We start from the raw sequence: 13,459 nt of genomic DNA, 5'->3' as shown, positions 1-13,459 counted from the left end.
GTGACGCGCGACACTCGCAGCCGCACACAGAGAGCGTCCGACGGATACCCCGGAGGACCCCCGCATGCCACCGGCGATCGTGGAAATGAGGGCAACTCATGTCTCTGCAAGACGAAATGGCGGCCGTCAGGCGCCGCCTCAATGACCTGGAGTCCACCGTCGAGCGGCTGGAACGCCAACTGGCCCAGGCCCGCGAGAGCGACTTACAGCCCGAGCGCGCGCGCCCCGTCAACGACCTGGTGACCATTCCCGACACCCCGTACGACACCGCCCTGTGGACGGACTCGGACGACGAGGGCCTGGGCGTACGCGACCGGCGCGCCCCCTGAGGACCCGCGCGGCCCGAGCGCCCCCGCGTCCCCGGCGCGGACCGGGCCCCGCGCCCGTCCCCGTACCCCTACCGGCCCCCGTACTGCGAGGAGACCTCGTTGGCCACCGGTACTCAGCCCCCGGCCCCCGGCACGGACGCGCCACGCGGCGGGCGCGGTGTGCGTGGCGCCTCGCGCGCCGCCATCGCGCCCCGCCATCTGCGGACCGACCGCTGGTGGCTCGCGCCCGCCGTGACCGCCGCCGGGCTCTTCGCGTTCATCGTCTACTCGACCTGGCGCGCCTTCGCGAACGGCGACTACTACGCGGCGCCGTACGTCTCGCCGTTCTACTCCCCCTGCCTCGCCGAGAGCTGCGTCCCGATGCGCGGCGGCCCCAACTGGGAGCTGTTCGGGAGCTGGTGGGGGCTCTCCCCCGCGCTGCTGATCCTGATCTTCCCGCTCGGCTTCCGGCTGACCTGCTACTACTACCGCAAGGCGTACTACCGGGGCTTCTGGGCCTCGCCGCCCGCCTGCGCCGTCGCCGAGCCGCACGCGACGTACACCGGCGAGACCCGCTTCCCGCTGATCCTCCAGAACCTGCACCGGTACTTCTTCTACGCGGCGGTGCCGGTCGCCGGGATCCTCTCGTACGACACGGCCCTCACGTTCCGCGACGAGCACTACGCGTGGGGCCATATGGGCCTGGGCACGCTGCTCTTCCTCGTCAACATCGGGCTGATCTGGGCGTACACCCTCTCCTGCCACTCCTGCCGGCACATCGTCGGCGGCCGGCTGCGGCACTTCTCGAAGCATCCCGTGCGCTACCGGCTCTGGACCTGGGCCGGGAAGCTGAACCGGCGCCATATGCAGCTCGCCTGGGCTTCGTTGATCAGCGTCGCGCTCTGCGACTTCTACGTCTATCTGCTGGCCACCGGCGTCTTCGACGATCCGCGCTTCTTCTAGTCGCTCCGACCACCACTCCGACCGCCACTCCGAGGTGAGCCTTCACATATGACGCAACTGGAACGCCGGCCGTGGGACGTCGTCGTGGTGGGCGCGGGCGGGGCGGGGCTGCGTGCCGCCGTCGAGGCGCGCGAGCGCGGTGCCCGTACCGCCGTCATCTGCAAGTCCCTCTTCGGCAAGGCCCATACGGTGATGGCCGAGGGCGGGATCGCCGCCTCCATGGGCAACGTCAACGCGGGCGACAACTGGCAGGTGCACTTCCGGGACACCCTGCGCGGCGGGAAGTTCCTCAACCAGTGGCGGATGGCCGAGCTGCACGCCCAGGAGGCCCCCGACCGGGTCTGGGAGCTGGAGACCTGGGGCGCGCTGTTCGACCGTACGCCCGACGGCAGGATCTCCCAGCGCAACTTCGGCGGGCACGAGTACCCCCGGCTCGCCCATGTCGGCGACCGTACCGGCCTGGAACTGATCCGTACCCTTCAGCAGAAGATCGTCTCGCTCCAGCAGGAGGACTTCCGGGAGTACGGCGACCACGAGGCCCGCCTGAAGATCTATCAGGAGTGCACGGTCACCAGGATCCTGAAGGACGGCACCGGACGGGTCGCCGGGACCTTCTGCTACGCGCGGGAGTCCGGCCGCTTCTTCGTCCTGGAGGCCCCGTCCGTCGTGCTCGCGACGGGCGGCATCGGCAAGTCCTTCAAGGTGACGTCGAACTCCTGGGAGTACACGGGCGACGGCCACGCGCTGGCACTGCTCGCGGGCGCGCCCCTGCTGAACATGGAGTTCGTGCAGTTCCATCCGACCGGGATGGTCTGGCCGCCCTCCGTGAAAGGCATCCTCGTCACGGAGTCGGTGCGCGGCGACGGCGGGGTGCTGCGCAACTCCGAGGGCAAACGGTTCATGTTCGACTACGTCCCCGATGTCTTCAAGGAGAAGTACGCGGAGTCCGAGGAGGAGGGCGACCGCTGGTACGAGGACCCGGACCACAACCGGCGCCCGCCCGAACTGCTCCCCCGCGACGAGGTGGCCCGCGCCATCAACTCCGAGGTCAAGGCGGGCCGCGGCTCACCGCACGGCGGGGTCTTCCTCGACGTCTCGACGCGGATGCCCGCCGAGGTCGTACGGCGGCGGCTGCCGTCGATGTACCACCAGTTCAAGGAGCTGGCGGACGTGGACATCACGGCGGAGCCGATGGAGGTCGGCCCGACCTGCCACTACGTGATGGGCGGGATCGCCGTCGACTCGGAGACCGCCGCCGCGGCCGGGGTGCCGGGGCTGTACGCGGCGGGCGAGGTGGCCGGAGGCATGCACGGCTCCAACCGGCTCGGCGGGAACTCCCTCTCCGACCTGCTGGTCTTCGGACGGCGGGCGGGCCTGTACGCGGCGGACCACGCGGCCGGGTTCGCGGACGGGCCCGAAGGCGTCACGCGCCCGGTCCCCGACGAGGCCCAGATCGACGCGGCGGCGGCCGAGGCGCTGCGCCCCTTCAGCGCGGAGGGGCAGGTGGGCGCCCCGGGCGGCGGCCCGGCCGAGAACCCGTACACCCTGCATCAGGAGCTCCAGCAGACGATGAACGACCTGGTCGGCATCATCCGGCGCGAGGCCGAGATGGCGCGGGCCCTGGAGAAACTGGCCGAGCTGCGCGTACGGGCCACGCGCGCCGGGGTCGAGGGGCACCGGCAGTTCAACCCGGGGTGGCACCTCGCGCTCGACCTGCGGAACATGCTGCTGGTCAGCGAGTGCGTGGCGCGGGCGGCCCTGGAGCGTACGGAGAGCCGGGGAGGCCATACGCGGGAGGACTGGCCGGGCATGGTGCCCGACTGGCGCCGGATCAATCTGTACTGCCGCCTCACGGAGGGGCGTATCGAGCTCGGCCGGCGGACGACGGAGCCGATCCGGCCGGACCTGCTGGCGCTGTTCGACAAGGAAGAGCTGGTCAAGTACCTCGCCGAAGAGGAGCTTCACGAGTGAGCGCAGAGACGGGTGCGGAGTCGGGCACGAGTACGAGCGGGGAGTCGGGCACGGGCGCGGGGCCCTCCTACGAGGCGAGGTTCAAGCTCTGGCGCGGCGACGCGGACGGCGGGGAGCTGACGGACTTCGCGGTCGAGGTGAACGAGGGGGAGGTCGTTCTCGACATCATCCACCGGATCCAGGCGACCCAGGCCCCGGACCTCGCGGTGCGCTGGAACTGCAAGGCGGGCAAGTGCGGTTCGTGCAGCGCGGAGATCAACGGCAGGCCGCGACTGATGTGCATGACCCGGATGTCCGTCTTCTCACGCGAGGAGACCCTCACGGTCACCCCGCTCCGCGCCTTCCCGGTGATCCGGGACCTGGTGACGGACGTGTCCTTCAACTACGCGAAGGCGCGGGAGATCCCGGCGTTCGTACCGCCGCCGGGGGTGGCCGCCGGTGAGTACCGGATGCAGCAGATCGACGTGGAGCGCTCGCAGGAGTTCCGCAAGTGCATCGAGTGCTTCCTGTGCCAGGACACCTGTCATGTGGTGCGGGACCACGAGGAGAACAAGACGGCGTTCGCCGGGCCGCGTTTCCTGATGCGCGTGGCCGAACTGGACATGCATCCGCTGGACGCGGCCGGGGAGTCGGGGCTCGACCGCAAGAGGACGGCGCAGGACGAACACGGGCTGGGGTACTGCAACATCACCAAGTGCTGTACGGAGGTGTGCCCCGAGAACATCAGGATCACGGACAACGCGCTGATCCCGCTGAAGGAGCGGGCGGCGGACCGGAAGTACGACCCGCTGGTGTGGCTGGGCGACAAGATCCGGCGCCGGGGGGCGTAGCGGCGCCGGTCCTGGTGTCAGCCGAGAAGCTTGATGATCTCCGCGGTGGTGCCGGTCTCGCCGAGCGCCGGGAAGATCCGCTCGACGGAGTTGCGGTGGGTGGCCTCGTCCATGTCGGTGACCGCGTCCGTGGCGACCGTGACGTGGTAGCCGTGCTCGTAGGCGGCGCGGGCCGTGGACTCGACGCCCTTGCTGGTCGCGATGCCCGTCACGACGACCTGGGTGATGCCCTGGCGGCGCAGGTGGAGGTCGAGGTCGGTGCCGTAGAAGGCGCCCCACACGCGCTTGGTGACGACGAGGTCGCTGTCCTCGGCGCCCAGGCCGTCCGCCGGGTCGGCCCAGTCGGCGGCGGGCCTGCCACCGCCGCGCATCGGCTTCTCCGTACGGCCGGGCGCGGCGCCGACGGCGCGGACGAGGACGACGGGCAGGCCCTTGGCCCGGAAGGCGGCGGCGAGTTCGGCGGAGCGCGCGACGACGTCCTCGGCCGGGTGGGCGGTGGGCAGGCCGACGATGCCCTTCTGGAGGTCGACGACGACCAGGGCGGTCCGCGGGTCCAGCGTGGTGGCGGTCATGGGGGTGGCTCCTTGCGTGAGGGGGTTCGAGGGGGTCGCACCGGGCGCCGTACGACGTGGGCGCGCCGGGGTACGTGGGCGCGCCGGGGTCATCTCGCGCCGATGCGGCGCATCAGCTCCGTGGCGTCGGCCAGCGCGCGGCGCTCGGTGGGGTCGAGTTCGTCGGCGATCGCCCGGGAGAGCCAGTCCTGCTTGGCTGCGTACACCGTGGCGAGCGTCGTCCGGCCGGTCTCGGTGACGGAGACGACGGACTGACGGCCGTCGTCGGGGTCGGGGGTCCGCTCGACCAGGTGCTGTTCCTCCAAGGCGGCGAGGGTCTGCCGCATGGACTGCGGCCGTACGTACTCGGCGCGGGCCAGCGCGGCGGTGGTGGCCGGGCCCTCGCCGTGGAGGCGGGCCAGGACCGAGCGCTGGGAGGGGGTGAGGCGGTCGTCGGGCGAGGTGGTGCGGAGCCGGCGCATCAGCCGGCCGACTACGGCGGTCAGCTCGGCGGCGACCCGCTCGGGGTCCGGCCCTCCACTCTCGTACGGTGCGGGCGGTGCGGGCGGTGCGGGCGGCTCGGGCGGTGCGGGCGGCTCGGGCGGCTCGGGCATGGGCTCACCGTAGGAGATGGACAGGCAACCTTGCAAGGCTGCCTGTCTTTTACGTGAGTGCCCTTGCCTCAGAGGTTCGGCAGGCGTTCCGCGAAGAAGCGCTGGCGGGCCGAGGCCAGTTCCTTCGCCTCCTGCTCGCCGCCCGCGTGCTCGAAGTGGCCGGCGAGCAGGACGTGCAGCTCGCGCGGGCCCGCCAGCGCGTTGTAGACGGCGAACTGCCCCGGCGGCGGGACCGCGGGGTCGAAGAGCGCCGGCGCCACCAGCACCGGTACGCGGATCCGGCTCGCGGCCGTGGCGGCGTCGAAGTAGGGCAGGACGTCCGTGACTTCGGGATGGTCGCGCCGGTACTTCCGTACGGCTTCCCCGCTGCCCACGCCGGGGAGCGTGAGCCGGAGCGGGTGGTCGCCGAAGGTGGGGACCGTGAGCTGGCCGCACGCGAAGCGGTCGTCCCAGGGCAGCGCCAGCGCGCCGAGACCGCCGCCGAGGCTCTCGCCCACGTAACCGAGCCCGCCGCCGAACCCGCCACCGAGTGCCGCGCCGCCGGGCACCGTCCCCTCCCCCACCCCCGTCGTCCCCGTCCCCGTGTCCCGCGCCAGCTCCGGGACCAGCTCCAGCAGCGCGGACGCCGCGCACCACAGGTCGGCCACGCAGTCGCCGATGACATACGTGTGGCGGGACTCGATGCCGTGCAGCACATGCAGGTCCGCCTCGCCCGGGATGCCGGGGCGGCGGCTCCGCGCGCCCAGCCCCCGGACGCACGGCAGGATCGCCGCCGAGCGCGGCAGCGGAAGGGGTACGGCGTCGGCGGCGTCCTGGCGTCCGCCGTAGCCGTGGCCGACGACGAAACCGTGCTCCGCCGGACCGTCGGCGGGCAGCACCAGCCAGCCGCCGAGCCGTAGCCCGCCGACGGAGGTGAAGGAGACGCCGAAGATCCGGAACCCGTCGCGTTCCTCCTCCTGCGGGCCCACCGCGGGCGCGGTCGCGACCCGGCGCGCCGCCTCGTACCGCGCCTGCCAGAACGCGTCGAAATCCGGCGGCGCGGCCGGTGCGGGAAGGGCGAGGAGCCGGTCGAGGGTCCGGCCGTACGCCGGATCGAAGGGGAAGCCATGCTCGAACACGGGCATGATCGCGACATTAGCGGACGGCTCACGTGCCGGGGATGAAGTCCGGTCAGGCGGTCGGCGGCCCCCTCGTCAGTCCGGTCGCGGGCCCCTCCCCACGGACATAACCTCCGAAATGTGACGCCCTCCGTGAGCTCCGCCCCGCCCCGTACCGCCGGCCGGTCCCTGCTGGCGCTGCTGGTCATGGCGTGCTGGCTGCTCCTGCCCGGGGCCGAGGACGCCCGCGCCGAGGACCCGGTCACGCTCTCCCGGCAGGGCCAGATCACCGACAGGGTGGGCGCCCTCGACGGCCACAAGGGCCAGGTCACCACGGCGCTGAACCGCCTCTACGACAGCCGCCGCGTCCAGCTCTTCGTCGCGTACGTACGGGACTTCTCCGGCCGGTCCGCGCAGAGCTGGGCCGATGCGACGGCCACCCGCAGCGGCCTCGGCCAGGACGACATCCTGCTCGCTGTCGCCACCCACGACCGGCAGTACGCCTACTCCGCGGGCACCGGCTCGGGCCTCACCGGGGGGCAGCTCGCCGAGGTCGCCAGGACCGCGATCGAGCCCGCCCTGCGGCAGAACGACTGGGCGGGCGCGGCGATCGGCGCCGCCGACGGGTACGGCGCCGTGCTGGCGGGCCGGCCCGTGCCCACCCCGGCCATCACGCCCGGCGAGGCCGATCCGGGCGGCACCGCGGCCGACGGGGGCGCCGCGACCAATCTGGTGCTGCCGGTCGTCGTGGTGGTCGGGGCGGTGGCGGTCGCCACGTACGCCTTCGCCAGGCGCAGCCGCCGCGTCAGGGCCCGTACGACACCCGGCCGTGGCCAGGGCGGCGGCCGGCCGGCGGGCGGGCCGTCCGCACCACCGGTGACCCCGCTGCCCGAGCTGGACGCCGCGGCGAAGCGGCGGCTCGTCGAGACGGACGACGCCCTGCGCACCAGCGAGGAGGAACTCGGCTTCGCCACGGCGCAGTTCGGGGAGGAGGCGGCGGCGCCCTTCACCGACGCGGTGGCGTTCGCGAAGGGGGAGCTGACCGTGGCGTTCCGGCTGCGCCAGGAGCTGGACGACGCGTATCCGGAGGACGAAGCGACCCGCCGCACGATGCTCGACGAGATCCTCGCCCGCTGCGCGGAGGCCGACAGCCGGCTGGACGCGGAGTCCGAGGCGTTCGACCGGCTGCGCTCCCTGGAGCGGAACGCGCCACAGGCCCTCGCCACGGCCCGTACCGCCTACCGCGAGCTGGGCGAACGGGCGAGCGCGGCGCGCACCACGCTCGCCGGGCTGCGCGAACGGTACGCCGCTTCGGCGTCCGCGCCGGTCGCCGACTGCCCCGCCCAGGCGGAGGACCGGCTCGTCTTCGCGTCCGACCGCCTGGACACGGCGGGCGGGTTCGTGGAGTCGGGGGAGAACGGGCGGGCCGCCGTCCATGTACGGGCCGCCGAGGGCGCCGTCGGACAGGCGGCGACGCTGGTCGACGCGGTCGAGCGGCGGGCGCGGGAGCTGGCGGAGGCGGCCGGGAAGCTCCCCGGCGCGCTCACGGAGACGGAGACGGACCTCGCGGACGCCCGGGGGCTGCTGAAGGGCACCCCGGCGGGCGTACCGACGGCCGACCTCCAGGGCCGGATCGGCCGCGCGGAGGCGGTGACGGCGGAGGTACGGCGCGCGGTGAACGCGGGCCCCTACGACCCGATCGACGCCCTGCGCCGGGTCGAGGAGGCGGACGCGGTGCTCGACGAGGCGCTGACCGGCGCGCGGCGGCGGGAGGAGGGCGAGCGGCGCGCGGGCTCGCTCCTCGACCAGGCGATGCTGGCGGCGCGTTCGGCGATCGGCGCCGCCGCCGACTACGTCACCACGCACCGCGGGGCGGTCGGCAGCCAGGCGCGGACCCGGCTGGCGGAGGCGCAGCGGCGGCTGGAGTGGGCCCAGGGGCAGGCGGGGACGGGGGAGAGCCGGCCGGCGCTGGCGGAGGCCCAGCGGGCGGACGCGCTGGCCCGGCAGGCGCAGGAACTCGCGGAGCGGGACGTGCTGTCGTACGGGAGCCACTACGGCGCGGGCGGGGTACGGGGTGCGGGCGGCGGTGTCGGCGGGGCCATGCTCGGCGGCATCCTGCTCGGCGGCCTGTTCGGCGGCGGGCGCGGGATGGGCGGGGGCGGGCTCGGCGGCGGATTCGGTGGCGGGCTCGGCGGGGGGTATCGCGGCGGCGGGGGCGGTCCCGGCAGCTTCGGCGGCGGCGGTACGCGCGGCCGGATGGGCGGCGGCGGCCGGTTCTGAGCACGTCCCGTACGCACCGGAAGCATAAGCACCGGAAGCTTTTCCACAAGGAGCGGAGCCATGACGAAGCAGACCATCCTCGGGCGGGTCACCCAGCTCGCGAAGGCCAACATCAACGCCCTGCTGGACCAGGCGGAGGATCCGCGGAAGCTGCTGGACCAGCTCATCCGGGACTACACCGACAACATCGCCGAGGCGGAGGAGGCGGTGGCCGGCACCATCGGCAACCTCCGGCTGCTGGAACAGGACCACCTGGAGGACACGGAGGCGGCCCGGGAGTGGGGCGTGAAGGCGCTCGCGGCCAGCAGGAAGGCCGACGAGCTCCGCACGGCGGGCCGGGGCGCGGAGGCCGACACCTTCGACCGGCTGGCCAGGGTGGCGCTGGGCCGGCAGCTCCGGTCCGAGAAGGAGGCGAGGACCGCCGAGCCGACCATCGCCGCCCAGACGGAGGTGGTGGAGAAGCTCAAGGCGGGCCTGGAGAAGATGCGCTCCAAGCTGACCGAGGTGCGTGCCAAGCGGGACGAGCTGGTGGCGCGGGCCGCGTCCGCGCGGGCGCGGAACCGGATGATGGACGCGGTGAAGAGCGTCGACGTCCTCGACCCGACGAGCGAGCTGGGCCGGTTCGAGGACAAGGTACGGCGCGAGGAGGCGCGGGCGGCGGGCAAGCAGGAGCTGGCCGCGTCGTCACTGGACGCGCAGTTCGAGCAGTTGGACAGCGTGGGCGACGACGCGGAGATCGAGGCGCGGCTGGCCGCGCTGAAGGCGGCCTGACGCGCGACGGGGCGCAATGCGGGGGCGTAGGACTGCGCCCCGTACGCCCGCCGGCCCCCTCACCTGCTCGGCCTCAGAACATGCTCAGAAGCTGCTCCACGGTCGGTTCCGCCGTCGAGTCCCCGTCCGGCAGGGCGAGTTCGAACCAGACCGTCTTGCCGCGCGGCGTACGGCGCGATCCCCACGCCGCGCTCAGCAGCCCGACCAATTGCAGCCCCCGGCCGCCCTCGTCGGTGTCGCGGGCCCGTCGCCGCCTCGGCTGGACGAGGCCCGCGTCCCAGACCTCGCAGACGAGCGTACGGTCGCGCAGCAGCCGCAGCCTGATCTCGCCCTCGCCGTACCGCAGGGCGTTGGTGACCAGTTCGCTGACGAGCAGTTCGACGGTGTCCACGAGCGGTTCGAGGTCCCAGGCGACGAGCTGCGCGCGGGCCAGCTCCCTGGCGCGGCCCACCGAGCGCGGCTCGCGCGGCAGGCTCCAGTCGCCGACCGCCTCGGCGGGCAGCCCCTGGATCCGGGCCATCAGCAGGGCGATGTCGTCCTCGCCGTGCCGGGTGTCGAGCGTGGTGAGGACGTGGTCGCAGACGTCCTCCAGCGGGCGGGCCGCGTCGCCGAGGGCCGCGCGGAAGGCGCTCAGCCCCTCGTCGAGCGGCTGGTCCCGCGACTCGACGAGACCGTCGGTGTAGAGGGCGAGCAGCGAGCCTTCGGCCAGGTCGACCTCCACCTGTTCGAAGGGCTCCCCGCCCACGCCGAGCGGCATGCCGGGCGGCACGTCGAGCAGCAGCGCCGCCTCGTCCGGTTCGACGACGACGGGCGGCAGATGGCCCGCGTTGGCGAACGTACAGCGCCGGGTGACCGGGTCGTAGACGGCGTACACGCAGGTGGCGAGGTACACCTCGGAGAGTTCCGCGTCGCGGGACTTGTGGGCGACCCGCGACGCCTGCTGCGCCCCGCTGGGGGTGCCGAGGCCGCGCGCGATCTCGTCGAGCGCGGAGAGCACCTCGGCGGGCTCCAGGTCGAGCAGCGCCAAGGTCCGTACGGCCGTACGGAGTTCGCCCATCGCGACCGCGGCCCGCAGGCCGCGCCCCATGACGTCGCCGACGACCAGCGCGGTCCGGTGGCCGGGCAGTTCGATGACGTCGAACCAGTCGCCGCCGACCTCCGTGGCGGTGTTGCCCGGCAGGTAGCGGCAGGCGATGTCGAGACCGGCGGCCTCGGGGTCCCCCGGCGGCAGCAGGCTGCGCTGGAGGATCAGGGCGCGCTCGTGCTCCCTGCGGTAGAGGCGGGCGTTGTCGATGCAGACGGCGGCGCGCGCGGCGAGTTCGACGGCGAGCGCCCGGTCCTGGTCGCCGAAGGGCTCGCTGCCCTTCGTACGGGAGAACTGGGCGAGGCCGATGACCGTGTCGTGGGCGACCATCGGAACGGCGAGCGTGGACCGTACGAGACTGCCGGCCTCGCCCGGGATGGACTGCACCCGGGCGGTGCGCAGGGCGCTCGCGCTCAGCGAGCTGAACGGGAAGCGGTGGACGGCGCCGACGTCCGGGGACACGTATCCGTCCCCGCCGCCCCAGGTGCCCAGCGGGCCGTCGGAGACGGCGCTGGCGAAGGCGACCCGGCGCAGCCTGGCGCTGCCGCCGCCGGACTCGGCCCCGGAGGAGCCCCACCGTCCGGGCGGCGCCTCCTCGCCGGTGAGCAGGGACTGGTAGAGGTCGACGGCGGCGAGGTCGCAGAAGCCGGGCACGGCGACCCCGAGCAGTTCGCGCGCGGTGGTCTCCAGGTCGAGGGAGTTGCCGATGCGGGCGCTGGCATCGTTGAGGAGGGCGAGGTCGCGCCGGGCGCTGGCGGCCTCCCTGGCCGCGTTGTGACGGCGGGTGACGTCCGTGCCGACCCCGGCGACGCCGATGGTGCGCCCCGAGCCGCTGTGCACCCGGTAGAGGTTGATCGACCAGTGCCGGCGTTCCTGACCCTCGGGCACGGTGCCGACGATCTGGAGGTCGCTGACGGTCTCTCCGGTCTCCAGCACCCGCTTGAGGGCCCCGGTCAGCCGGTCGGCCTCGGGGCGGGAGAGGTAGTCGTAGACCGTGCGGCCCCGGTGGTCGGAGACGGCGCCGCCGAAGACCGTCGCGAAGCGCTGGTTGGCGCGCCGCACCTTGAGGTCGGTGCCGAACAGCATGAAGCCGAAAGGAGATTGGCCGAAAATCGCCTGCGAAGAGGCGAGATCGGTTTCGATCCGCTGGAGCGCCCGCACGTCCACGACGAGACAGAGCGCGCCCCGTTCGCCGCTCCCGGTCTCGCTCGGCATGACGTAGATCTCGGCGAGCCCGTGCTCCCGGCCGCCCTCGCCGGTCCGGAACGGGACCAGTCCGGTCCATTCCTTGCCGTCGAGGATCTCCTTGACCGCGCGGTGACCTCGCGGGCGCAGCTCCGCCGGTACGAACACCTCGACCGGATCCCTGCCCCTGACCTGGTGCGCACTGATGCCGAACAGCTCGGCGGCGCGCCCGCTCCACTGGTCGACCAGCCCGTCGGGGCCGATCGAGAAGGAAGCCACCTTGATGTAGTCATAGATCGAGCCGGGTGGATGGCTCTGCCATACGACGTCGCCCGCCGTCCCAGATATCTCGCTCACGCGACCGTCCCCTCCAGCTCACGCACCGGACCGGCCATGCCCGCAGTATTCAGCACTACGGCCCCGGCCGGCACGCCGTTCACGATCACAGCACAGTCTCGCTCTTTTTGAGCCGAGTCCGTTGTGATCGTTCTCCCTTCACTCTTCTAACCAGGGAGGGACAGCTCGAACCACACGGTCTTACCTGTCTTCCCGCGCCGTGTCCCCCAGCGCCGGGCGGAACAGGCCACGAGGCGCAGTCCGCGGCCCCCCTCGTCCTCGGGACCGGCCAGGCGCTCCATGGGGGGATCGGGCAGCGGGTCGGAGACCTCCACCAGCAGCGCGGCGTCGGGCCCGGCCGCTCCGGCCGCCCCATCGGCGTGGACCGCGAGCCGAACGCCGATCGGTCCTGAGGTGTAGCGCTGGGAGTTGGTCACCAGTTCGCTGACGAGCAGGACCGCCAGGTCGCGCAGGGAGGCGGGCGCGCCCCAGGCGCCGAGGGTGTCGTGAACCGCGTGACGTGCGGTGCGTACGGTGTCGGGTTCGGCAGGGAAGGTCCACTCGGCGCGGGCGCCATCCGCTGTGTCGATCAAGCCGACCACTTCCCAGGACCGACGGCAGACCCTCATCCGTGCGAGAGGGGCAGTTCGTCACATACCCGGAATTCAGGACAACTACCCTCGCGGGGTCGTGGAACCGACCGGGAGGGGCGTTACGGAAGCGACGCGCAGGGGCCGGGGGCAGAGGCCAGGGGCCACGGGCGTTACGGGAGCAGCCGGGCCGCCTCGGCGACGGCGGGGCGGTCCTGGTCGAGCCAGTCCACCGTGTGGATCTCGTCCGGGCCGAGCCAGCGCAGCTCGTCGTGGTCCTCAAGGGGCAGGGGTTCGGGCTCCCCGGCGAGCAGCCGGGCCGTCCACACCTGGAGCACATAGCCCGGCTTGAGCGGCCACTCACCGGGGACCCGCTCCACCGGACGCGTCTCCACGCCCAGTTCTTCCCGCAGCTCGCGCACGAGGGCCTGTTCGGGCCGCTCCCCCGGCTCCACCTTGCCGCCGGGCAGCTCCCAGCGGCCGGCCAGCTCGGGCGGCGCGCTGCGCCGGGCCGCCAGCAGCCTGCCGCGGTCGTACACGGCGCCCGCCACCACCACACGATCACTCATGCGCCGGAGCGTAACGCGCGACAGCGCTACGGACGGCACGCGTCACGGGGCTCGGCGGAAGGGGCCCCTCTAGGGGGTGGTCTGGCTGACGCGCTCCACCCAGTACACCTGTCCGGGTCCGCGCGTCCCGAGGCCGTCGGCCATCCTCTGGGCCTCGTCCTCCGTGGCGTATCTGCCGACGCGGTAGCGATTGCCGTTGTCGTCCTGCCGTATGACCAGCCATGGGAGCAGGGCTCCGCTGTCGTTCATCGAGCCCCTTCCACCGACGACCCGCGTCTCTCCGAAGATCTCCAGGAAACCGCATTCCGCA

The 13,459-nt window shown here is 73.1% G+C and carries 13 protein-coding genes; 6 read left to right on the top strand and 7 right to left on the bottom strand.

Annotated features, from left to right (window positions below; all coding sequences use genetic code 11):
- The first annotated feature begins 98 nt into the window (after positions 1-98).
- From ACIBJC_RS15780 to ACIBJC_RS15765, 4 genes are all read left to right on the top strand, one after another.
- Positions 99-329 carry a hypothetical protein gene (locus tag ACIBJC_RS15780; protein ID WP_329829099.1) on the top strand — a complete coding sequence of 77 codons (231 nt, stop codon included), beginning with the start codon at positions 99-101 and terminating at the stop codon, positions 327-329.
- Between the two features lie 99 nt (positions 330-428).
- Complete coding sequence (locus ACIBJC_RS15775) at positions 429-1,271, top strand: hypothetical protein (protein WP_399292469.1); 843 nt, start codon at positions 429-431, stop codon at positions 1,269-1,271.
- A 48-nt stretch (positions 1,272-1,319) separates the two neighbouring features.
- Positions 1,320-3,242 carry a fumarate reductase/succinate dehydrogenase flavoprotein subunit gene (locus ACIBJC_RS15770; protein ID WP_399292467.1) on the top strand — a complete coding sequence of 641 codons (1,923 nt, stop codon included), beginning with the start codon at positions 1,320-1,322 and terminating at the stop codon, positions 3,240-3,242.
- On the top strand, positions 3,239-4,072 hold the full coding sequence (locus ACIBJC_RS15765) for a succinate dehydrogenase/fumarate reductase iron-sulfur subunit (RefSeq protein WP_399292465.1): 834 nt from the start codon (positions 3,239-3,241) through the stop codon (positions 4,070-4,072). The genes ACIBJC_RS15770 and ACIBJC_RS15765 overlap by 4 nt, the downstream gene beginning before the upstream one ends.
- A gap of 17 nt (positions 4,073-4,089) precedes the next feature.
- Here ACIBJC_RS15765 and ACIBJC_RS15760 read toward each other — a convergent pair whose 3' ends face one another.
- The 3 genes from ACIBJC_RS15760 to ACIBJC_RS15750 all read right to left on the bottom strand — a co-directional run bounded on the left by ACIBJC_RS15760 (position 4,090) and on the right by ACIBJC_RS15750 (position 6,361).
- Positions 4,090-4,644: an isochorismatase family protein gene (locus ACIBJC_RS15760; protein ID WP_399292463.1), complete on the bottom strand. Its 555-nt coding sequence runs from the start codon at positions 4,642-4,644 to the stop codon at positions 4,090-4,092.
- Positions 4,645-4,733: 89 nt separating this feature from the next.
- Complete coding sequence (locus tag ACIBJC_RS15755) at positions 4,734-5,237, bottom strand: MarR family winged helix-turn-helix transcriptional regulator (protein WP_399292461.1); 504 nt, start codon at positions 5,235-5,237, stop codon at positions 4,734-4,736.
- A gap of 68 nt (positions 5,238-5,305) precedes the next feature.
- On the bottom strand, positions 5,306-6,361 hold the full coding sequence (locus ACIBJC_RS15750) for an acetylxylan esterase (protein WP_399292459.1): 1,056 nt from the start codon (positions 6,359-6,361) through the stop codon (positions 5,306-5,308).
- A gap of 180 nt (positions 6,362-6,541) precedes the next feature.
- Between ACIBJC_RS15750 and ACIBJC_RS15745 the strand changes: the two genes are divergently transcribed.
- Positions 6,542-8,614 carry a TPM domain-containing protein gene (locus tag ACIBJC_RS15745; protein ID WP_399293172.1) on the top strand — a complete coding sequence of 691 codons (2,073 nt, stop codon included), beginning with the start codon at positions 6,542-6,544 and terminating at the stop codon, positions 8,612-8,614.
- Positions 8,615-8,674: 60 nt separating this feature from the next.
- Entirely contained in the window at positions 8,675-9,385 is a 711-nt protein-coding gene (locus tag ACIBJC_RS15740) for a PspA/IM30 family protein (RefSeq protein WP_399292457.1), read from the top strand.
- Positions 9,386-9,458: 73 nt separating this feature from the next.
- On the opposite strand, the gene ACIBJC_RS15735 is transcribed toward ACIBJC_RS15740, so the two are convergent.
- The 4 genes from ACIBJC_RS15735 to ACIBJC_RS15720 form a co-directional block, all read right to left on the bottom strand.
- Positions 9,459-12,011, bottom strand: a complete 2,553-nt coding sequence (locus tag ACIBJC_RS15735) for a SpoIIE family protein phosphatase (RefSeq protein ID WP_399292455.1) — start codon at positions 12,009-12,011, stop codon at positions 9,459-9,461.
- A gap of 146 nt (positions 12,012-12,157) precedes the next feature.
- Positions 12,158-12,592, bottom strand: coding sequence for an ATP-binding protein (locus ACIBJC_RS15730; RefSeq protein WP_399293170.1), 435 nt, complete (start codon positions 12,590-12,592; stop codon positions 12,158-12,160).
- 161 nt (positions 12,593-12,753) lie between these two features.
- Positions 12,754-13,149, bottom strand: coding sequence for a (deoxy)nucleoside triphosphate pyrophosphohydrolase (locus tag ACIBJC_RS15725; RefSeq protein ID WP_399292453.1), 396 nt, complete (start codon positions 13,147-13,149; stop codon positions 12,754-12,756).
- A 69-nt stretch (positions 13,150-13,218) separates the two neighbouring features.
- The gene (locus ACIBJC_RS15720) at positions 13,219-13,398 is read right to left on the bottom strand and encodes an SPOR domain-containing protein (RefSeq protein ID WP_399292451.1); all 180 of its coding nucleotides are present in this window, start codon (positions 13,396-13,398) and stop codon (positions 13,219-13,221) included.
- Between the last annotated feature and the right edge of the window lie 61 nt (positions 13,399-13,459).

The sequence above is a fragment of the Streptomyces sp. NPDC050509 genome (assembly GCF_044457965.1).
Lineage (GTDB): Bacteria > Actinomycetota > Actinomycetes > Streptomycetales > Streptomycetaceae > Streptomyces.
This window is presented reverse-complemented; position numbering and strand designations above follow the sequence as displayed.

Bases quoted from the DNA above. Each gene is read 5' to 3' on its own strand.
- ACIBJC_RS15750 (WP_399292459.1), bottom strand. From the start codon at position 6,361: ATGCCCGTGTTCGAGCATGGCTTCCCCTTCGATCCGGCGTACGGCCGG.
- ACIBJC_RS15725 (WP_399292453.1), bottom strand. From the start codon at position 13,149: ATGAGTGATCGTGTGGTGGTGGCGGGCGCCGTGTACGACCGCGGCAGG.
- ACIBJC_RS15760 (WP_399292463.1), bottom strand. From the start codon at position 4,644: ATGACCGCCACCACGCTGGACCCGCGGACCGCCCTGGTCGTCGTCGAC.
- ACIBJC_RS15720 (WP_399292451.1), bottom strand. From the start codon at position 13,398: ATGAACGACAGCGGAGCCCTGCTCCCATGGCTGGTCATACGGCAGGAC.
- ACIBJC_RS15780 (WP_329829099.1), top strand. From the start codon at position 99: ATGTCTCTGCAAGACGAAATGGCGGCCGTCAGGCGCCGCCTCAATGAC.
- ACIBJC_RS15740 (WP_399292457.1), top strand. From the start codon at position 8,675: ATGACGAAGCAGACCATCCTCGGGCGGGTCACCCAGCTCGCGAAGGCC.
- ACIBJC_RS15770 (WP_399292467.1), top strand. From the start codon at position 1,320: ATGACGCAACTGGAACGCCGGCCGTGGGACGTCGTCGTGGTGGGCGCG.
- ACIBJC_RS15755 (WP_399292461.1), bottom strand. From the start codon at position 5,237: ATGCCCGAGCCGCCCGAGCCGCCCGCACCGCCCGAGCCGCCCGCACCG.
- ACIBJC_RS15745 (WP_399293172.1), top strand. From the start codon at position 6,542: ATGGCGTGCTGGCTGCTCCTGCCCGGGGCCGAGGACGCCCGCGCCGAG.